Origin of the sequence: Halocalculus aciditolerans (genome assembly GCF_014647475.1) — an archaeon.
GTDB classification, from domain to species: domain Archaea; phylum Halobacteriota; class Halobacteria; order Halobacteriales; family Halobacteriaceae; genus Halocalculus; species Halocalculus aciditolerans.
On sequence record NZ_BMPG01000002.1, the window covers coordinates 608,861 to 628,085 of the forward strand.

General features: G+C 67.9%; 16 protein-coding genes. 10 read left to right on the forward strand and 6 right to left on the reverse strand.

Annotation, left to right across the window (positions count from 1 at the left end; all coding sequences use genetic code 11):
* Nucleotide 1 precedes the first annotated feature (1 nt).
* The 8 genes from nuoL to IEY26_RS09770 all read left to right on the forward strand — a co-directional run bounded on the left by nuoL (nucleotide 2) and on the right by IEY26_RS09770 (nucleotide 12,045).
* The gene (gene nuoL, locus IEY26_RS09735) at nucleotides 2–2,026 is read left to right on the forward strand and encodes an NADH-quinone oxidoreductase subunit L (RefSeq protein WP_188978374.1); all 2,025 of its coding nucleotides are present in this window, start codon (nucleotides 2–4) and stop codon (nucleotides 2,024–2,026) included.
* A complete protein-coding gene (locus IEY26_RS09740) occupies nucleotides 2,027–3,535 on the forward strand; it encodes a complex I subunit 4 family protein (protein WP_188978376.1) in 1,509 nt (502 codons plus the stop codon).
* Nucleotides 3,536–5,014: an NADH-quinone oxidoreductase subunit N gene (locus IEY26_RS09745; RefSeq protein WP_188978378.1), complete on the forward strand. Its 1,479-nt coding sequence runs from the start codon at nucleotides 3,536–3,538 to the stop codon at nucleotides 5,012–5,014.
* Between the two features lie 116 nt (nucleotides 5,015–5,130).
* Nucleotides 5,131–6,534, forward strand: a complete 1,404-nt coding sequence (locus IEY26_RS09750; protein ID WP_188978380.1) for a DHH family phosphoesterase — start codon at nucleotides 5,131–5,133, stop codon at nucleotides 6,532–6,534.
* 47 nt (nucleotides 6,535–6,581) lie between these two features.
* Nucleotides 6,582–7,385 (forward strand): CBS pair associated ParBc domain-containing protein, encoded by an 804-nt coding sequence (locus IEY26_RS09755; RefSeq protein ID WP_188978388.1) that lies wholly within the window; start codon nucleotides 6,582–6,584, stop codon nucleotides 7,383–7,385.
* Between the two features lie 93 nt (nucleotides 7,386–7,478).
* Entirely contained in the window at nucleotides 7,479–9,182 is a 1,704-nt protein-coding gene (locus IEY26_RS09760; protein ID WP_188978390.1) for an acyl-CoA mutase large subunit family protein, read from the forward strand.
* A gap of 90 nt (nucleotides 9,183–9,272) precedes the next feature.
* Nucleotides 9,273–11,258: an acetate--CoA ligase gene (gene acs / locus IEY26_RS09765; RefSeq protein ID WP_188978392.1), complete on the forward strand. Its 1,986-nt coding sequence runs from the start codon at nucleotides 9,273–9,275 to the stop codon at nucleotides 11,256–11,258.
* 118 nt (nucleotides 11,259–11,376) lie between these two features.
* Entirely contained in the window at nucleotides 11,377–12,045 is a 669-nt protein-coding gene (locus IEY26_RS09770; protein WP_188978394.1) for a haloacid dehalogenase type II, read from the forward strand.
* Here the strand turns inward: IEY26_RS09770 and IEY26_RS09775 are convergent.
* From IEY26_RS09775 to coxB, 6 genes are all read right to left on the reverse strand, one after another.
* The gene (locus IEY26_RS09775; protein ID WP_188978396.1) at nucleotides 12,042–12,335 is read right to left on the reverse strand and encodes a DUF7520 family protein; all 294 of its coding nucleotides are present in this window, start codon (nucleotides 12,333–12,335) and stop codon (nucleotides 12,042–12,044) included. The two genes, IEY26_RS09770 and IEY26_RS09775, sit on opposite strands and share 4 nt — an antisense overlap.
* Nucleotides 12,336–12,658: 323 nt before the next feature.
* The gene (locus IEY26_RS09780) at nucleotides 12,659–14,422 is read right to left on the reverse strand and encodes a cbb3-type cytochrome c oxidase subunit I (protein ID WP_188978398.1); all 1,764 of its coding nucleotides are present in this window, start codon (nucleotides 14,420–14,422) and stop codon (nucleotides 12,659–12,661) included.
* Between the two features lie 75 nt (nucleotides 14,423–14,497).
* Complete coding sequence (locus IEY26_RS09785) at nucleotides 14,498–14,755, reverse strand: DUF6684 family protein (RefSeq protein WP_188978400.1); 258 nt, start codon at nucleotides 14,753–14,755, stop codon at nucleotides 14,498–14,500.
* 46 nt (nucleotides 14,756–14,801) lie between these two features.
* A complete protein-coding gene (locus IEY26_RS09790; RefSeq protein ID WP_188978402.1) occupies nucleotides 14,802–15,191 on the reverse strand; it encodes a DUF7541 family protein in 390 nt (129 codons plus the stop codon).
* 93 nt (nucleotides 15,192–15,284) lie between these two features.
* Nucleotides 15,285–16,151 (reverse strand): cytochrome c oxidase subunit 3, encoded by an 867-nt coding sequence (locus IEY26_RS09795; protein WP_188978404.1) that lies wholly within the window; start codon nucleotides 16,149–16,151, stop codon nucleotides 15,285–15,287.
* Nucleotides 16,152–16,238: 87 nt separating this feature from the next.
* On the reverse strand, nucleotides 16,239–17,042 hold the full coding sequence (coxB, locus tag IEY26_RS09800) for a cytochrome c oxidase subunit II (RefSeq protein ID WP_188978406.1): 804 nt from the start codon (nucleotides 17,040–17,042) through the stop codon (nucleotides 16,239–16,241).
* 110 nt (nucleotides 17,043–17,152) lie between these two features.
* On the opposite strand from coxB, the gene cyoE reads away from it, so the two are divergent.
* Nucleotides 17,153–18,550, forward strand: coding sequence for a heme o synthase (gene cyoE / locus IEY26_RS09805; RefSeq protein WP_229774015.1), 1,398 nt, complete (start codon nucleotides 17,153–17,155; stop codon nucleotides 18,548–18,550).
* Entirely contained in the window at nucleotides 18,550–19,206 is a 657-nt protein-coding gene (locus IEY26_RS09810; RefSeq protein ID WP_188978411.1) for a DUF7546 family protein, read from the forward strand. The genes cyoE and IEY26_RS09810 overlap by 1 nt, the downstream gene beginning before the upstream one ends.
* Nucleotides 19,207–19,225: the final 19 nt, after the last annotated feature.

Genomic DNA, 19,225 nt, shown 5'->3' on the forward strand with positions numbered 1-19,225 from the left:
CATGTCGGAACTAGCTAATCTCGCGACCGCCGTACCGCTCCTCCCGTTCGTCGCGTTCCTCATCGCGCTGCTCGCGGGACACTACCTGCCGCGCGTCCTCCCGAAACAGGGCGCGGTGCCGGGCGTCATCGCGACCGCCGGGTCGCTCCTCCTCTCCGCCTGGCTCGCCCTCTCGGTCGCCGGCGGCGAAGTCATCAACGAGACCGTGTGGACGTGGGTCGCGCCCACCGGGGAGACCTACGGGCTCTCCTTCGGCGTGCTCGTCGACCCGCTCTCCGCCCTCATGGCGGTCATCGTCTCCACCGTCGCGCTCCTCGTCTTCGTCTTCAGCCTCGGCTACATGAACGACGAGGGCGAGCCCGGTCTCCCGCGGTACTACGCGGGCCTCGCGCTCTTCTCGGCGAGCATGCTCGCGTTCACGCTGTCGACGACGCTCGTGCAGGCGTTCGTCTTCTTCGAGCTCGTCGGCTTCTGCTCGTGGTGGCTCATCGGCCACTGGTTCCGCGAACCCGGCCCCGCGAGCGCCGCGAAGAAGGCCTTCCTGGTGACGCGCTTCGGCGACTACTTCCTGCTCGTCGGCGTCGTCGCCGTCCTCGGCACGTTCGGCACCGCCGCGTTCGCGGGCGAGGGGTCGTTCCCCGCGCTCGCCCACGCCGCCCTCACCGGCGGCGAGTCGGTGCGGACGTTCCTCGGTCTCGACGCGGCGAACTGGTTCCCCGTCATCGGGCTGCTCGTGCTCGGCGGCGTCATCGGGAAATCGAGTCAGTTCCCGCTCCACACCTGGCTCCCCGACGCGATGGAGGGCCCGACGCCGGTCTCCGCGCTCATCCACGCCGCGACGATGGTCGCCGCCGGCGTCTACCTCGTCGCGCGCATGTACGGGTTCTACGCCCTGCTCCCGCAGGTCCTCGCCGTCATCGCGGTCGTCGGCGCGTTCACCGCGCTCTTCGCCGCGACGATGGCGCTCGTCAAGCGCGAAATCAAGCAGGTGCTCGCGTACTCCACCATCAGCCAATACGGCTACATCATGCTCGGCCTCGGCGCTGGCGGCTACGTCGCCGGCGTCTTCCACCTGCTCACGCACGCGACGTTCAAAGCGCTCCTCTTCCTCGGCGCGGGTGCCGTCATCGTGGCGATGCACCACGACGAGGACATGTGGAACATGGGCGGGCTCAGAGACCGCATGCCGGTCGTCTACTACGCGTTCCTCTCCGGGTCGCTCGCGCTCGCCGGTATCGTGCCCTTCGCGGGCTTCTGGTCGAAGGACGCCGTCCTCTACCACGCGCTCGCCGTCGGCCTCGACGGCAACCCCGCGATCCTGCTCGCGTACGTCCTCGGCCTCGTCGCCGTGGTCTTCACGGGCTTCTACACCTTCCGCATGGTCGTCCTCACCTTCCACGGTGAGCCGCGGAGCAGCGCCGCCGAGAACGCGGACGCCGCCTCGCTCTCCATGCGGGTTCCGGTCGCCGTGCTCGGCGTCGGCGCGCTCCTCGTCGGCCTCCTGAACGTCGACACCTTCGCCGAGTACATCCCGCACGAATACCTCCTCCTCGAACAGTGGCTCATCGGCCCCGAGGAGCTCACGAGCGCCGAACACTACGCGACGCTCGTCCACGACGTCGCCGGGTTCCACGAAGCCGGCGTGTCGATGCTCGCCTCCGCGGGCATCTCCCTCGTCGTCGCGCTCGTCGGCGTCGCCGCCGCGCTCGCCCTCTACCGCGGCGAGCCCGTCGAGCACACCGACAAGCTCGGCCCCGCGAAGACCGTACTGTACAACAACTACTACCAGGACGAGTTCCAGGTCTGGCTCGCGGACGGCGTCGCACAGCCCGTCGCCCGCGCTGTCGACCGATTCGACGGCGCAGTCGTCGACGGCGTCGTGAACGCCGCGTCGAGCGTCAGCCTGTTCGCCGGGTCGCGCGTCAAACGCATCCAGGACGGACACGCGAGCCACTACGTCGCGTACGCCGCGACCGGCATCGTCCTGCTCGCGGTCGCCCTCGGTCTCTACGGGGGGTGGTTCTAGATGCTACTCGAACTCCTACTCGCCGTCACCCTCGTCGGTGCCGCAGCCGTCCTGCTCGCCCCCGAATCGTGGGCGGAACGCCTCGCGTACTACGCGAGCCTGCTCCCGCTCCTCGGGAGCCTCGCGCTCTACGCGTCCTTCGACGCGACCGGGAACGCGCTTACAGGCCGGCCGGCGTTCGAGACGCAGATTCCGTGGTTCGAGTTCGGCGGCGTCGCGGCGAGCTTCCACCTCGGCCTCGACGGCCTGAGCCTCCCGCTCGTCATCCTCACCACGCTCCTGACGACCGTCGCAATCTTCGCGAGCCGCCCGTACGTCGCGGAGAAGAAGCGCGTCTACTACGCGCTCCTCCTCTTCACGGAGTTCTCCCTCATCGGCGTGTTCTCCGCGCTCGACTTCCTCCTCTGGTTCGTCTTCTGGGAGTTCGTCCTCGCGCCGCTCTACCTCCTCGTCTCGATGTACGGCGGCCCGCGGCGGACGTACGCCGCGATCAAGTTCTTCGTCTACACGAACGTCGCGAGCCTCGTCCTCTTCCTCGGCGTGTCCGCGCTCGTCTACGCGAGCGGCACGCCCTCCTTCGACCTCGGCGCAATCGCCGCGGCCGCCGGGACGGGGATGGGGACGTACTACGGCGTCCCCGTGGCGCAGCTCGCGTTCGCCCTGCTCTTCTTCGGGTTCGCCGTGAAGAGCGCGTTCGTCCCCGTGCACACCTGGCTGCCGGACGTCTACGTCGAAGCGCCGACGCCCGTCACCGTCGTCCTCGCGGGCGTCGTGACGAAGATGGGGACGTACTCGCTCGTCCGCTTCAACTACACGATGCTCCCCGAGGTCGCCCAGCAGTGGGCCCCCTACATCGCGGGCGTCGCGACGCTCACCGTCCTCTACGGCGCGTTCGTCGCGCTCAGCCAGCAGGACGCGAAACGCCTCGTCGCCTACACGTCCATCCCCTCGATGGGTTTCTTACTGCTCGGCCTCGCCGCCGGCACGCCGTACGGGCTCGCCGGCGCGGGCTTCCAGATGGTGAGCCACGGCCTCCTCATCGCCGTGCTCTTCCTCGGCGTCGGCATCCTCGAACGCGTCACGGGGACGCGCACTATCGACAAGCTGTCCGGGCTCGCCGACCGCCTCCCCGTCACCGCGGCCGTCGTCGTGGCGGGCGCGTTCGGCTACATGGGCCTCCCGCTCCTCAGCGGGTTCGCCGCGGAGTTCCTCGTCTTCACGGGCTCCTTCGCCGCGACCTACCCCGGCGCGCAGGTCATCACGGCCGTCGCGATGTTCGGCATCGTCGTCGTCGCCGGCTACCTGCTCTACTTCCTCCAGCGCGTCCTCTTCGGGCCGTTCGCGCACGACGTCGACGGCGACCTCGGCACGCCCTCGTTCTACGAGGTCGCGCCGGCGGTCGTTCTCGTCGTGCTCGCGGTCGCGCTCGGGACCGCGCCGGACCTCGTGCTCGGCGCGATTCAATCCGCCGTCCACCCGCTCGCGGCGGCACTCGGAGGTGGTCTCTAGATGACTGATGCACTGTTCACACTCCCCGCGCTCACCCCGGTCTACCTGTTCGGGCTGACCGCGCTCCTCGTCCTCGGTATCGACACGCTCGCGCCCGCCGCGCGGAAGAACGGCCTGCTCGCCGCGACGACCGCGCTCGGCGCGCTCGCCGCGACCGGCGTCGCCGCCTGGTTCCTCGGGAAACCCGGCACGTCGAGTTCGGTGTTCACGCCGTTCGAGAACGCCATCGTCGTCGACCCGTTCGCGCTGTTCTTCGTCGCGCTCTTCGGCGTCGTCACCGCGCTCGTCGCCGTCGCGAGCTACGACTACGTCCGCGACCTGCCACACCAGGCGTCCTACTACGCGCTCGTCCTCCTCGCGGGGACGGGGATGGCGCTGATGGCGGTCGCGAACGACCTCGCCGCCGTCTTCATCGCGCTCGAACTCGTCAGCCTCCCCTCGTACGCGCTCGTCGCGTACCTCAAACACAACGAGGGGAGCGTCGAAGGCGCGTTAAAGTACTTCCTCGTCGGCGCGCTGTCGTCGGCGACGATGCTCTACGGCGTCAGCCTCGTCTACGGCGCGACCGGGACGATGCGCCTCGGCGGTATCGCGGACGCCGTCACGTCGGGGACGCCCGGCGGCCTGCTCGGCCTCGGCGTCGTCCTCGTCGCCGTCGGCTTCCTCTTCAAGACCGCGTCCGTGCCCGTCCACTTCTGGGCACCGGAGGCCTACGAGGGCGCGCCCGCGCCCGTGTCGGCGTTCCTCTCCTCCGCCTCGAAGGCGGCCGGGTTCGCCGCCGCCTTCCGCGTGTTCACCGTCGCGTTCCCGCTCTCCGCGGTCTCCGCGACGGTCGACTGGGCGCTCCTCTTCGCCGTCCTCGCGGCGGTGACGATGACGCTCGGGAACTTCGCCGCGGCCACGCAGACGAACGTCAAACGCATGCTCGCCTACTCCAGCATCGGGCAGGCGGGCTACGTCCTCATCGGCCTCGCCGCCGTCGCCGGGAGCGTCGACTCCCAGGTCGTCGGCGCGTCGATGACGCACCTCTTCGTCTACGGCTTCATGAACACCGGCGCGTTCCTCTTCGTCGCCCTCGTCGAACACTGGGGCGTCGGCCGGACCTTCGCGGACTACGACGGCCTCGCGAAGCGCGCGCCCGTCGCCTGCGCCGCGATGACCGTCGTGCTGTTCAGCCTCGCCGGCCTCCCCGTCGGCGCGGGCTTCCTCTCGAAGTACGTCCTCTTCCTCTCCGCGTGGGGCGCAGGCTTCGGCTGGCTCGTCGCCATCGCCATCGTGAACAGCGCGCTCTCCGTCTTCTACTACTCCCGCGTCGTCAAGGCGATGTGGGTGAACGACGCCGACGACGGCTTCGACCTCCCCGGGACGCCCGCCGGCCTCTACGCCGGTGTCCTCGCCGCCGCCGTCGGCACCGTCCTCCTCCTCGGCGGCTTCGGCGCGGTCTACGAGACCGCCCAGCACGCCGCCAGCCTCCTCTGACTCGACCCGGGGTTTCTCGGCTTCGCGACGCCGTCTCTAGTTACTCTGACGGTCAGGACGCCGAGCGCGGCGAAAGGTACACCTTTTACCGCTCGCATCCCGCAACCCTGAGTAGAATGGTGACGCGTCTGCTCTTGGGCTGTGGGGCGACCGGCCACGACGTCCTCGACCGCATCGAGGGCTGGCACGGGGACGTCCTCGTCCTCGACCCGGACGCGAGCCGCGTGGAGTCACTGCGGAACGAGAAGACGCCGGCGGAGCGCGTGGACGTCACCGACGCGGACGCGCTCGACGAGTACGACGCGGACATCGTCTTCGTCGCGAGCGACGACGCCGGGCAGAACGTCGCCGCGGCGCGCGCCGCGGACGCCGCGTTCGCTGACGCGTGCTGCGTCGGCTACACGGGCCTCGACGCGACGACCCAGCAGCGGGACGCGCTCGGGGCCGCGGCGGACCGCGTCGTCTCGCTCGGCGACGCGCTCGCGGACCGAGTGGCGGACGCCGCGAGCGGGAGCGCGGACGCGCGCCTCCGCCGCCTCCGCGAAGTACTCGCGGACGTGGAGGGGACGCTCGGCGTGTTCGCGCACGACAACCCCGACCCGGACGCCATCGCGGCGGCCGTGACGCTCTGCCGCCTCGCGGAGACCGTCGACGTCGACGCGGAGGCCTGCTACTTCGGCGACATCAGCCACCAGGAGAACCGCGCGTTCGTCAACCTCCTCGACATCGAGCTCACGAACGTCGAAGCGGGCGAGACGCCGGATTTCGACGCGGTCGCGCTCGTCGACCACTCGCACCCGGGCGTGAACGACCAGCTCGACCCGGACACCGAGATCTCCGTCGTCGTCGACCACCACCCGAGCGCCGAGGAGCCGGACGCGGACTTCGTGGACGTCCGGGTGGACGCGGGGTCGACGAGCACGATCCTCGTGGACTACCTCGAACGGTTCAACGTCGACTTCGACCGCGACATCGCGACCGCGCTCCTCTACGGGATTCGCGTCGACACCGACGACTTCCGCCGAGAGGTGAGCGTCGCGGACTTCGAGGCCGCGGCCACGCTCACCGAGCACGCCGACTGGGACGTCCTCGAACGCATCGAGACGCCGAGCGTCTCCGCCGACACCCTCGACGTCATCGCGACCGCTATCGGCGAACGCGAAGTCCGCGGGAACGTCCTCTCGACGTGCGTCGGCCGCATCAACGACCGGGACGCGCTCGCGCAGGCCGCCGACCGCCTGCTCGCGATGCAGGGGCTCTCCGTGACGTTCGTCTACGGGTTCATGGACGGGACGGTGTACGCGTCGGCGCGCGCTCGCGGCGCGGACGTCGACCTCGGTGAGGCGCTCCGCACCGCCTTCGACGAGATGGGGAGCGCGGGCGGACACGCGGACATGGCGGGCGCGCAACTCGACCTCGGCCTCTTCGACCAAGTCGAGGAGGACGCCGAGGAGACGCTCCGCGCGATGCTGGAGGAATCCGTCGGCGGCCGGTTCTTCGAGGCCGTGCAGTCCCGGTAGTGCGACGGTAGAAGCTTTTTGCGCACGGCGGCCGTAGCGAGACCGTGATGGATTCGGGGCTGGACGCGAACGGCCGGAAACCGACCGTGAAGGAGTACATGACGCGGGACGTCGCGACAGTCTCGCCGGACGACACGGTCGGTAACGTGAAACGACGCATCGCGGAGAGCGACGGCCACAACGGCTTCCCCGTTACCGACGGCCGGAAGGTCGAGGGGTTCGTGACGGCGCGAGACCTCCTGCTCGCCGCGGACTCGGAGCCGATATTCAAGGTGATGACGGACGAGCTCATCGTCGCGCACCCCGACATGGACGTGAACGAGGCCGCGCGCGTCATCCTCCGGTCCGGCATCCAGAAACTCCCGGTCGTCGACGACGCCGGCCATCTCGTGGGAATCATCTCGAACGCGGACGTCATCCGCTCGCAGATCGAGCGCGCCACTCCGGAGAAAGTCGGGAAGCTGATGCGGACGCTGGAGACGATTCACGGCATCGACGTCCACGAGGAGCGCCGCACGGTCAGCATCGACGCGCTCGTGCCGACGCAGTCGAAGGTCTACGCGGACGAACTCGAAGGCCGGAGCTACGAGTTAGAGCACGGGCTGACGGAGCCGCTCGTCGTCATCGACAACAACGGGACGCTCCTGCTCGCCGACGGCCACCACCGCGTGATGGCGGCGAAGCGCCAGGGCATCGACGACATGGACGCCTACGTCATCGTCCTCGACGAACGCGTCGACCTCGGGATGGCGCGCACGGCCGAGAAGGAGGGGCTCCGCCACGTCGAAGACATCAGCGTCGTCGACTACGCCCGCCACCCGCTCGTCGAGACCACCGAACGCTTCCGGTGACCGACGAGTAGGCGGCGTTCGCCGTCGACGACGGCTTCGAGGTGCGCTCGGTATCGCGGAACCTTGATTATCGTTCCGGCGAATTTTACGAGTATGTACGACGAGGACGAGCTCGCGGCGATCCGCGAGAGTCGCGAGGCGTGGGAGGCTGAGTCGCTCGACCCGGTACTGGAGAAGCACGGCGAGCGGAAAGACCGATTCGCCACCGTCTCCAACGAGGAAGTCGACCGGCTGTACACGCCGGCGGACGTCGACGGCGTCGACTACGAGGACGACCTCGGATTCCCCGGCGAACACCCGTACACGCGCGGGGTCTACCCGACGGGGTACCGCGGGCGGACGTGGACGATGCGGCAGTTCGCCGGGTTCGGCACGGCCGAAGAGACGAACGACCGCTTCCACTACCTCATCGAGAACGGCCAGACGGGACTGTCGACGGCGTTCGACATGCCGACGCTGATGGGCCTCGATTCCGACGACCCGATGAGCCTCGGGGAGGTCGGGAAGGAGGGCGTCGCCGTGGACACGCTCCGCGACATGGAGATTCTCTTCGACGGCATCGACGTCGACGAAGTCAGCACGTCCTTCACCATCAATCCGAGCGCGCCCGTCATCTACGCGATGTACGTCGCGCTCGCCGACCAGCAGGGCGTCGACAGGGAGGAGCTCCGCGGGACGCTCCAGAACGACATGCTGAAGGAGTTCATCGCGCAGAAGGAGTGGGTGACGCCGCCCGAGTCGAGCCTCGACCTCGTCACGGACACGGTCGAATACTGCGCGCAGGAGACGCCGAAGTTCCACCCCATCAGCGTCTCGGGGTATCACATCCGGGAGGCGGGGTCGACGGCGGCCCAGGAGCTCGCGTTCACGCTCGCGGACGGGTTCGCGTACGTCGAGGACGGCATCGACCGCGGGATGGACGTCGACGAGTTCGCGCCCACGCTGAGCTTCTTCTTCAACTCCCACAACTCCATCTTCGAGGAGATCGCGAAGTTCCGCGCGGCGCGCCGCATCTACGCACGCGTGATGGAGGACTGGTACGCGGCGGAGTCGGAGGCGTCGAAGCAGTTGAAGTTCCACACGCAGACCGCCGGGCAGAGCCTCACCGCACAGCAGCCGCTGAACAACATCGTGCGCGTGACGCTGCAGGCGCTCGCGGCCGTGCTCGGCGGGACGCAGAGCCTGCACACGAACTCGTACGACGAGGCGCTCGCACTCCCGTCCGAGGACGCGGTGCGGGTCGCGCTCCGCACGCAGCAGATTATCGCGGAGGAGTCGGGCGCGGCGGACATCGTCGACCCGCTCGGCGGGAGTTTCGCCATCGAAGCCCTCACTGAGGAGATGGAGGCGCGGGTGATGGCGTACATCGAGGAGATTCGGGAGATGGGCGACGGCTCCGTGCGCGACGGCGTCCTCGCCGGCATCGAGGAGGGGTACTTCCACCGCGAGATTCAGGAGGCCGCCTACGAGTACCAGCGCCGCGTCGACGAGGACGAAGAGACGGTCGTCGGCGTGAACAGGTACGCGGTGGACGAGGACACGAGCCCGGACACGCTCCACGTGGACGAAGAGCGGGCGCGCGAGGTGCAGCTCGGCCGTCTCGCGGACGTGAAGGCGGAGCGCGACGACGACGCCGTGGCGGAGACGCTCGCCGCGCTCGCGGACGCGGTCGAGGCGGGCGAGAACGCGATGCCGTACATCGTCGACGCCGTGAAGGCGTACGCGACCATGGGTGAGATCATGAACGTGTTCGAATCCGAACACGGTAGCTATCAGGAGACCGCGTCGGTCGCTTAACGGCTTCCAGCGGGCGTTCTGGGTCGTTTCGCCCGGGTATTCGCTGCCGGGCTAACACTTATACTCGGGGTCTACGATGGTTGTTGATGTATGTCTGGTGACGACGTCGAACTTGAGGCACGACTCGAAGACCGGGACGTCTTCGAACCGCCGGCGGAGTTCGTCGAGCAGGCGAACGCCGGCGACCCCGAAATCTACGAGGAGTTCGAGGAGAACTGGCCGGAGTGCTGGGAGAACGCCGCCGACCTCCTCGACTGGGACTCCGGATACGACGAAGTCCTCGACGACTCGAACCCGCCGTTCTACGAGTGGTTCACCGACGGAAAGCTGAACGCCGCCTACAACTGCATCGACCGTCACGTAGAGGCCGGAGAGAAGAACCGCGTCGCCATCAAGTGGGAAGGCGAGCACGGTGACACGCGCACCTACACCTACCAGGACCTCTATCGAGAGGTGAACGAGTTCGCGGCGACGCTCCGAGACCTCGGCGTCGAGGAGGACGACGTCGTCACGCTCTACATGCCGATGGTTCCCGAGCTCCCAATCGCGATGCTGGCGTGCGCGCGGATCGGCGCGCCGCACTCCGTCGTCTTCGCCGGGTTCTCCGCGGACGCGCTCGCGACCCGCATGAACGCCGCGGACTCGGAGTTCCTCGTCACCGCGAACGGCTACTACCGCCGCGGCGACGCCCTCGACCACCTCGAGAAGACGAACGAGGGCCTCGACGGCGTCGACCACGGCGTCGAAGCGACCGTCGTCGTCGACCGCCTCGGCGACGACGACTTCGGCCACGACCTCACCGCGAGCCAGCACGACTGGGACGAGCTCATGGCCGAGCACCGCGGCGAGCGCGTCGACCCCGTCTCCCGGGACGCAGAAGACATGCTCTTCTTGATGTATACGTCCGGGACGACCGGGCAGCCGAAGGGGGTGAAACACACCACGGCCGGCTACCTCTCGTGGTCGGCGTGGACGAGTCAGAACGTCCTCGACTTGAAGAGAGAGGACACCTACTGGTGCAGCGCGGACATCGGGTGGATCACCGGGCACTCCTACATCGTCTACGGGCCGCTCGCGCTCGGCACGACGACCGTGATGTACGAGGGGACGCCGGACTTCCCGGACCGCGACCGGCTCTGGGAGATCGTCGAGAAGTACAGCGTCGACGTCTTCTACACCGCGCCGACCGCGATCCGCTCGTTCATGAAGTGGGGCGAGCGATTCCCGAACGAGCACGACCTCTCCAGCCTCCGTCTCCTCGGCACCGTCGGCGAACCCATCAATCCCCGCGCGTGGAAGTGGTACTACAAGCACATCGGGAACGAGTCCACGCCCATCGTGGACACGTGGTGGCAGACCGAGACCGGCGGCCACATGATCACGACGCTGCCGGGGGTGAAGGACATGAAACCGGGCTCCGCGGGCCCGCCGCTCCCCGGCCTCGACGTCCGCATCGTCGACACGAACGGCGACGAGGTCGAACCGGGCCGCGCCGGCTACCTCACGGTGAACAAGCCGTGGCCGGGGATGCTCCGCACGCTCTATCAGAACGACGAGCGCTTCATCGATGAGTACTGGGCGGAGTACTCCGACACCGACTCGGACGACCCCGACGACTGGGTGTACTTCCCGGAGGACGGCGCGAAGATCGACGAGGACGGCTACATCACCGTGCTCGGCCGCGTCGACGACGTCATCAACGTCTCCGGCCACCGGCTGGGGACGATGGAGATCGAGTCCGCCATCGTCGGCGTCGAGGGCGTCGCCGAGGCCGCCGTCGTCGGCGGCGACCACGACATCAAGGGCGAAGCCGTCTACGCCTACGTCATCACCGAGGACGGCTACGAGGGCGACGAGGAGATGAGACAGCGCATCGTCGACGGCGTCGAGGACGCCATCGGCCCCATCGCGCGCCCCGAGGACGTCATCTTCACGCCCGAACTCCCGAAGACCCGCTCCGGGAAGATCATGCGCCGCCTCCTCGAAGACATCGCGAACGAGGCCGAACTCGGCGACACCTCCACCCTCCGGAACCCCGAAATCGTCGAGGAGATCCGGCAGAAAGTCCAGCGGTAAACGCCGTTCCTCGGTTCGGATACATTCAACTCCTCGGGTCGTTTTTTCGCGGTCAGTCGTCGACGGCCTCTACGCCGCGGTCCGTAGACCTTTCCCGTCGGCGGCCGACACGCCGCGTATGCCGGAAGCGCTCTGCTTCGACGTGTACGGAACCGTGTGTGACGTGTCGAGCGTGCGGTCGACGATTCGGGAGACGCTCGACGTGCCGGCCGGCGTGGCGGGCGACGTCGACGCGCATTGGCGGCGCAAGCAACTGGAGTACGCTTTCCAGCGCGCCGCGATGGACGACTACGCGTCGTTCTTCGAAGTGACGGGGGACGCACTCGACTACGCGCTCGACTACCACGCGCTAGACGCGAGCGCGGCGGAGCGCGACACCATCCTCGGCGCGTACGACCAGCTGGAGCCGTATCCGGACGCGGTGGACGCGCTCGACGCGCTCGGCGAGACGTACGAGGTCGTCGCGCTCTCGAACGGCAACCCCGAGATGCTCGCGCGGCTCGTGGAGAACGCCGGCCTGGAGGAGTGTTTCGCGGACGTGTTGAGTGCGGACGCCGCGGGGACGCTGAAGCCCGCGCCCGGCGTCTACGAGACGGCGGCCGACGCGCTCGGCTACGACGTGGAGGAGTGCATGCTGGTGTCGTCGAACGCGTGGGACGTCGCCGGGTCGAGCGCCGCCGGCATGCAGGCGGCGTGGGTGAATCGCGGGAACGACCCCGCAGAGCGCGTCGGCGGCGACGCCGACATCGAAGCGGCGTCGCTCGCGGCGCTCGCGGAAGCGCTCTAGTTCTCGCTCGACCCCCGGGACTCGTGGCGGGTCGCGTAGCCGGCGGCGAGGAAGAAGACGCCGAGCGTGATCGCGGTCATGACCGCGCCGTAGACCGCGAGGTTCAGCGGCGTCAACGCGAACGTTATCGGGCCGAGCGACCCGACGTTCGACGCGCCGTTCGCGGCCAGGTTCGGCTGGATGACGACGCCGACGATCAGGCCGAGAATCGCCATCAGCGACACGGCGACTACGTAGAGGTACCCGACCATCCGCCGCCCGCCCGTCTCCGCGTGGGTCTCGACGCTCACACTCGCGTCTTCACACCGGAGCGATTAGCCTTTTGCGCTCCGCGGCGAACACCCACGTATGCAGGAGAAGGATTACCTGATGCTCGCGCTCGTCGCCACCGCACTCCTCGTCATGCTCGCGGGCTTCGCCGTCGTCTTCCAACACTAACGGCGCACTCCCGCGGCCCCCGCGTACTTCCAGCCCCCTCTCGACAGGGCCACCACTCGTTCGTGTAGGGTCACACACCGAATCCCCCTTCTCGCCGGCACTGCTCCGAGTAGCCGTCGCTCTCCGAGTCAGCTGAGAGCGAAACGAAAAACGGCGACGGCGGGTCAGTCGTGCGTCAGTCCGCGGTCTGAGAGGCGTCGGTGTCGGCGTCCGCGTCGACGTCCTCGCCGCCGTCGGCGAGCATCGTCTGGCGCTTGCGCTCGAACCACTGCCAGTCGTTCGTGAACTGCCCGGACTCCTTGAGGTTCCACGGATCGGCGCTGTCGATGGTGCGGCCGGCGCGCCACGCCTGGAAGGCGTTCCAGACCCAGACCGCCGTGCTGATCGTGATGAGGATCGCGCCGAGCGTCGCGACTTCGTGCCACGTCGTGAAGCGCGGGAGGTAGGTCGCGTACCGCCGCGGCATCCCGCCGTAGCCGAGGATGAGCATCGCGAAGAACGTCACGTTCGACCCGACGAGGCCGGTCCAGAAGTGCCAGCGGGCGAGCTTCTTGTTGTACATCCGTCCCGTGAGCATCGGGAAGAAGTAGTAGAACGCGCCCATGAGCGCGAACCCGATCATGCCGTAGACGATGAAGTGGAAGTGGCCGACGACGTAGTAGGTGTCCTGCATGACGAGGTCGAACGGGACGGCGGCGAGGAAGACGCCGGTGACGCCGCCGATGATGAAGTTCTGTACCGCGCCGAGCATGAAGAGCATCGGGGCGGTCATCCGGAGTTTCCCGTTCCACAGCGTCGCGATCCAGTTGAAGATTTTAACCGCTGAAGGCACCCCGATGGCCAAGGAGACGGCCATGAAGGACGTGCGGAGGCGCGGGTCGAGGCCCGTCGTGAACATGTGGTGCGCCCACACGCCGAAGGAGAGGATACCGATCGCGAGCGTCGAGTAGACGATGAACTTGAAACCGAAGAGCTTCCGACCCGCGAACTTCGGCAGGATGAGGCTCACGAGCCCCATCGGCGGGAGGACGAGGATGTAGACCTCGGGGTGGCCGAAGAACCAGAAGAGGTGCTGGAAGAGCAGCGGGCCGCCGCCGGTTCCCGGCGTGAAGAACGTCGTCGCGAAGTTCCGGTCGAGCAGGAGCATGATGACCGCCGCGCCGAGCAGCGGGAACGCGAAGAGGATGAGGACGCCCTGCGTGAGGATCGTCCAGCTGAAGATGTCGAGTTTCGACCACGGGACGGTCTCGGAGTCGCGCTCCGCGACGACGGTCGCGATGAAGTTGATGGCACCGAGCGTCGTCGAGATCCCGGACAGGTGGAAACCGAGGAGGAAGAGGTCGACGCCGGCGTTCTGCTGCATCGTCACCAGCGGCGTGTACATCGTCCACCCCATCGCGGCGGGCGCGATGTTGATGCCGAGCGGCTGGAGGAAGAACCCGGCCCACATCAACAGGGTCGCGGGCGGGAGGATCCAGAACGCGAAGGCGTTGATGCGCGGGAACGCCATGTCGTCCGCGTTCACGAGGAGCGGGACGACGTAGTTCCCGAGGGCGAAGATGAACGGCGCGGCGAACAAGAAGAGCATCGTGATGCCGTGCGTCGTCATCAGGCCGTTGTAGAACGTCGGCGAGATGACGTCCGCTTTCGGCGTCATGAGCTCGACGCGCATCAGGAGGACGGCGAGTCCGCCCCACGCGAACGCGACGACACCGAAGAGCGCGTAGAGCTTCCCGATGTCCTTGTGGTCGACGGTCGTCAGCCAGCGCGTGAGACCGCCGGGTTTCTCTTCGTGATGGGAGCCGTCGCCGTACCCACCAGCACCGGTCCCGATCGGGGTGTACGAGCGCCAGTCCTCGACGCGCGCGAGCCAGCCCGCCACAGCGACGAGTAGCACCCCCATAAGCACTGTCAGCACGAGTTGCGGGGTCACAGCCATACGTAGCAGTGTCCGCTCCACGGTTATCAAAGGTAAGGATTCGAGCGTCAGTCCGGGAGCCGTCCGCGTGTTCGCTTACTCTTCGCCGACGCCGACGCCAGCGGGTTCGACCTCGCCGGGCGCGCCCTCGATCTTCTGCGCCGCCCAGTACGTCAGGATGGCGAGCCCGATGAACGGCAGGACGAGGAGGAGGAGCTGTTCGATGCGGCCGAGCAGCGACCCGCCCCAGGGCTCGACGACGAGTATCATAGCGGTGAAGATCGTAATGATCACCAGCGGGATGAGGTTCACCGTGATGTCGAGGAGGACGTCCTTCTCGAAGATGTTGACCATTACCGGTGACTCGTGGCCGCGTACAAATATAGGTTGAGGGTTCCGTCTACGGGGTGACCTCGGCGTTTCCGAACTCCCAGACGTTCAACGCGAATCCGCCGACGACGGCGACGACGCCGCCGAGGAGGAGCGCGAGCCCGCGCGTGTAGAGGTTGAACTCCGCGGACTGCGCGCTGAACGCGAGGAGCACGCCGCCGAAGAGCGCGAAGAACGCGCCGACGCCGAGCGCGGTCTTCCAGAGCGTCGAAGCGTAGCCGGATTCGCGGAGGATTCCGACGACGCTGCCTTCGAGGAGGAGGATGCCGCCGACGCCGACCGGGATGAACATCCCGCCGAAGAACACGCCGAACTCGGTGAGCGCGAGGCCGAGCGCCACGAACACGGGCCACGGACTCGATTTCCGGTACCCCTCCGAGAGCCCCGGTTGTTCTGTCATACGCCCACGTTGGATAGCCACGCTAAGAAACCCATCGCTCCCGGGTCGAGACGAGCGAGACGTGAGAGGCCGGAAAAGACGACGGCTGTCGGGTTAGAACGGCGAGGCTTCGGTGCCGACGACCGAACCGATGTAGAGGACGGCGACGAGGAAGATCCAGACGGCGTCGACGAAGTGCCAGTACCAGGAGACGGTGGTGACGGCGACGTGGCGGTCGCTCGTGAAGTGACCACGCGCGGCCCGGTAGAGGAGGACGCCGATGAGGATGACACCGAGGGAGACGTGGAGGCCGTGCAGGCCGGTGAGGCCGAAGAACGCGCTCCCGAAGATGCCGGTGGAGAGCTCGAAGCCGTGGGAGAGCAGGGCCATGTACTCGTAGACCTGCCCGCCGACGAACACCGCGCCGAGGAGGAACGTGATGGCGAGCCCCTGCATGAACCGGCCGTGGTTCCCCTTCTTCAGCTGGACCTCGCTCCAGTGGTAGGTGAAACTGGAGGTGACGAGGAGGATGGTGTTGATGGCGAGGACGGCGGTGAGGAGCTCTTCGGCGGGGAGGTGGGCTGGCGGCCACGTGCCCGCGCGGATGAAGAAGTAGTAGGCGAAGCCCGCGCCGAAGGTCGCGACGTCCGTCGCGAGGAAGAGAATCATCCCGAGGCGGAGGCTCCGTCCGTCGTTGTGCGAGGTCTTCGAGATCCAGTCGCCGGCGAAGGCGTGGTAGATCCAGCCGAAGAACCCGCCGACCATGATGGTCGCGCCGAGCCCGAAGACGGCGAGCCCGGTCGTCTCAGTCGCGAGGCCGGTGCCGCGGTGTGCGAAGACGAAGAGGATTGCGCCGCTGTAGAGGAGCACTGCCCCTATCGTGGCGATGAACGGCCACCAGCTGGCCTCCCCGTAGCCTTTCGGGAAGTCGGCGGTGGCTGGCAGGTAGCCGTGCCCGTCTGACTCGTCCGTTGCAGTCATGTACCGGTGAGTTCTCGCGGGTCCACTAAAAACCCTAAGGAAGCGCGTCGGCGAACGAGGAGAGAAAGAACGCGTCCGCGTTAGACGTTAGACCGCAGGTGCGGGCGCGGCGAGGCTACTGCTGCTGTTGGTCGACGTCGAGTTACTGCTCGTGTCGTTCCCGCTGGAGGACTGCTGTTCGACCCACTCCTGGTAGTCGGCCGGCGACTTCACGTAGACGTCGGCGAGCATCTCGGAGTGGCCCGCGCCGCAGAACTCGGCGCAGTAGAGCTTGTAGGGTTCTTCGCGGACGGCGTTCGAGTTAATCGTCGTCTGGATGTAGTTCGTCTGCCCCGGGATGTTGTCCTTCTTCAGGGAGAGGGCGGGGACGTGAACGGCGTGGATGACGTCGTCGGAGTAGAGGCGGAGGACGACGGTGCGGTCGGCGGGGAGGACGAGTTCGTTCGTGGTGTTGAAGTCGCCGTTCGGGTAGTGCATCCGCCACGCCCACTGGTAGCCGTGGACGTCGACGACGACGGGGTCTTCGTTGGCGATGGTCTGCTGTGCGCTCTGTTCGGTGGTCGTGACGCCCGGCGACGCCATCGCGCCGTAGGCGGCGACGCCGACGAACACGAGGATGACGGCGGTCGCGACCGTCCACGTGAGTTCGAGGCGACGGTTCTCCACCGTCGGTTTCGCTTCGTCGGATTTCCGGAACTTCCAGACGGCGTATCCGAGGATCCCTTCGACGATCAGCGTGAGCGGAATCGCGACCGCGAGGAGGAGGTCGCTCAGCTGGTTGATGTGTTCGGCGGTGTTGGTGAGCGCGCCCGCGGCGGCGACGCTTCCAGTCGCGCTGACGAGAAACGCCGTCGCCACCACCAGCACCGACCCGAGCCGCTTGACGTTCATTCGTACGCGCAAATTGCGTGGTGTCGCATAAATAGATACTGACTTGCTGAACGGGAAAGTCGGGGAGGCTAAGTGGGTTCGAGCGAAACACGGGAGTAGTGTCGTCAGACGTGACCTCCCGGTTCGTTGGCGGGCTCGCCGCGGCTATCTGCGGCGTGTACGCCTTGATCGTCGTCGGGGCGACGGAGTCCCTGACCGGTGCGGCCGCGGCGTGTCCGACGTGGCCGAGTTGTAACGGGGCGTGGCTCCAGGCGTCCTCGGCGAACCTGAGCATCGTGTGGGCGCATCGCGTCGCGACGGTCGTCGTCGGCCTGGTCGTCCTCGCCGTGGTGGCGTGGGCGTGGCTGCGCGACGAGCCGCGCCGCGTTCGGTTCGCGCTCCTCACGACGGTCGCGCTCTACGCGGTCGAAGTCGGTATCGGCGCGGTGGTCGCGACGTCGCAGTCGACGGTGCAGGCGTGGAACGCGCTCGCGCTCGTCCACCTCGTCGTCGGTCTCGGCGTCTTCACGTGTCTCGTCGTCGCGCTCGCGTGGACGCTCGAAGCGCGCACCGCGGACCTCCCGTCGAAGGAGTGGGAGGGCGAGTCGCGAGAGAGCGGCGACGACGGCGGTCCGTCGCCGTCGGACGGGCCGCTCGGCGTCGCGCGTACATACATGTCGTTGACGAAGCCGCGGCTGATGTGGCTGCTGTGCCTCGTCGCGTCGGCGGGCATGGCGCTCGCCGCCGGCTCCGAGCCCGCCGGGAGCGACGGGCTCACGGTCTCGACGGTCGTCTTCACGTTGCTCGGCGGCGTCCTGTCTATCGGCGCGTCGGGGACGTTCAATCACGTCTTCGAGCGGGAAGTCGATAAGAAGATGAATCGGACGGCGGACCGCCCGCTGGCGTCGCAGGAGATTCCGAAGCGGAACGCGCTCGCGTTCGGCGTCGCGCTCGCGGCGCTCTCCGTGGTCGCGTTCCTCCAGGTCGGCGTGCTCGCCGCGGCGCTCGGCGTCGTCGCTATCGTCTTCTACTCCGTCGTCTACACCCTCGTTCTCAAGCCGAACACGGTGCAGAACACGGTCATCGGCGGGGCGGCGGGCGCGCTCCCGGCGCTCATCGGCTGGGCGGCGGTCACGCACACGATTGGCCTTCCCGGGCTCGCGCTCGCGGGCGTCATCTTCCTGTGGACGCCGGCGCACTTCTACAACCTCGCGCTCGCGTACAAGGACGATTACGCGGCGGGCGGGTTCCCGATGATGCCGGTCGTCCGCGGCGGCGTGGAAACGAGAAAGCACATCGTGCTCTGGCTGGGCGCGACGCTCGCCGGGTCGGCCGTGCTCGGCTGGCTCGCCGACCTCGGAGTGCTCTACGCGCTCGGGACGGCGGCGCTCGGCGCGGTCTTCCTCTACGCGGTCGTCCGCCTGCACGCCGAGCGCGACCGGTCGGCGGCGATGCGGGCGTTCCACGCGTCGAACGCCTTCCTCGGCGTCCTCCTCATCGCCGTCGTCCTCGACTCCCTCCTCGTCTAATGCGCGCGCTCTCGGAGTGGTTCACGACGCCGCGACTGCTCGCCGGCGCACTCGTCCTGAACACGGAGGTGGCGCTCGTCCTCCTGTACGTGTTCGTGACGAACGCGACCGTGACGGAGCCGCTCGTCTACGTCTACCCGTGGGTGTGGGTGAACGCGAGCGCGCTCGCCGTCTGGGCCGCCTCCCCGACGCCCGTCTCGGACCGCCACCGGTACGCCGCGGTCGGCGTCGGCGTCGCGTACTTCGCCGTGATGGCGTACTTCGGCGGGCTCGTCGGCACTGGGGGAGAGCGCGCCCTCGGCGCGTCGCTCCACTGGCTCCCGCCCGGCTACGGCCCCGCGCTCACCTACGCGGGCGAGCTCGTGCGCGTGGTCGTCGAGCCGTACAAGCTCGTCGGCTACGCGACGCTCGCCTACCTCGTCTACGTCACCGCGACGGACACGTCGGCGTCGATGCTCTCCGGCGTCGTCGGCCTCTTCTCCTGTGTCTCCTGCACGTGGCCGCTCCTCGCGACCGTCTTCACCGGCCTCTTCGGGTCGGCGTCCGCGGCCGCGACGGTCGCGTCCTCGCGCGCGCTCGGCGTCTCCACGCTCGTCTTCTGTCTCTCCGTCGCCCTCCTCGTGTGGCGGCCGACGCCGTCGTTCGCGCGTGCGTGAATCGGTAGCCTTACCGCGC

Bases quoted from the DNA above. Each gene is read 5' to 3' on its own strand.
- IEY26_RS09740 (WP_188978376.1), top strand. From the start codon at position 2,027: ATGCTACTCGAACTCCTACTCGCCGTCACCCTCGTCGGTGCCGCAGCC.
- IEY26_RS09790 (WP_188978402.1), bottom strand. From the start codon at position 15,191: ATGACAGAACAACCGGGGCTCTCGGAGGGGTACCGGAAATCGAGTCCG.
- IEY26_RS09770 (WP_188978394.1), top strand. From the start codon at position 11,377: ATGCCGGAAGCGCTCTGCTTCGACGTGTACGGAACCGTGTGTGACGTG.
- IEY26_RS09760 (WP_188978390.1), top strand. From the start codon at position 7,479: ATGTACGACGAGGACGAGCTCGCGGCGATCCGCGAGAGTCGCGAGGCG.
- nuoL (WP_188978374.1), top strand. From the start codon at position 2: ATGTCGGAACTAGCTAATCTCGCGACCGCCGTACCGCTCCTCCCGTTC.
- IEY26_RS09785 (WP_188978400.1), bottom strand. From the start codon at position 14,755: ATGGTCAACATCTTCGAGAAGGACGTCCTCCTCGACATCACGGTGAAC.
- acs (WP_188978392.1), top strand. From the start codon at position 9,273: ATGTCTGGTGACGACGTCGAACTTGAGGCACGACTCGAAGACCGGGAC.
- IEY26_RS09745 (WP_188978378.1), top strand. From the start codon at position 3,536: ATGACTGATGCACTGTTCACACTCCCCGCGCTCACCCCGGTCTACCTG.
- IEY26_RS09755 (WP_188978388.1), top strand. From the start codon at position 6,582: ATGGATTCGGGGCTGGACGCGAACGGCCGGAAACCGACCGTGAAGGAG.
- IEY26_RS09795 (WP_188978404.1), bottom strand. From the start codon at position 16,151: ATGACTGCAACGGACGAGTCAGACGGGCACGGCTACCTGCCAGCCACC.
- IEY26_RS09780 (WP_188978398.1), bottom strand. From the start codon at position 14,422: ATGGCTGTGACCCCGCAACTCGTGCTGACAGTGCTTATGGGGGTGCTA.
- IEY26_RS09750 (WP_188978380.1), top strand. From the start codon at position 5,131: ATGGTGACGCGTCTGCTCTTGGGCTGTGGGGCGACCGGCCACGACGTC.
- coxB (WP_188978406.1), bottom strand. From the start codon at position 17,042: ATGAACGTCAAGCGGCTCGGGTCGGTGCTGGTGGTGGCGACGGCGTTT.
- IEY26_RS09810 (WP_188978411.1), top strand. From the start codon at position 18,550: ATGCGCGCGCTCTCGGAGTGGTTCACGACGCCGCGACTGCTCGCCGGC.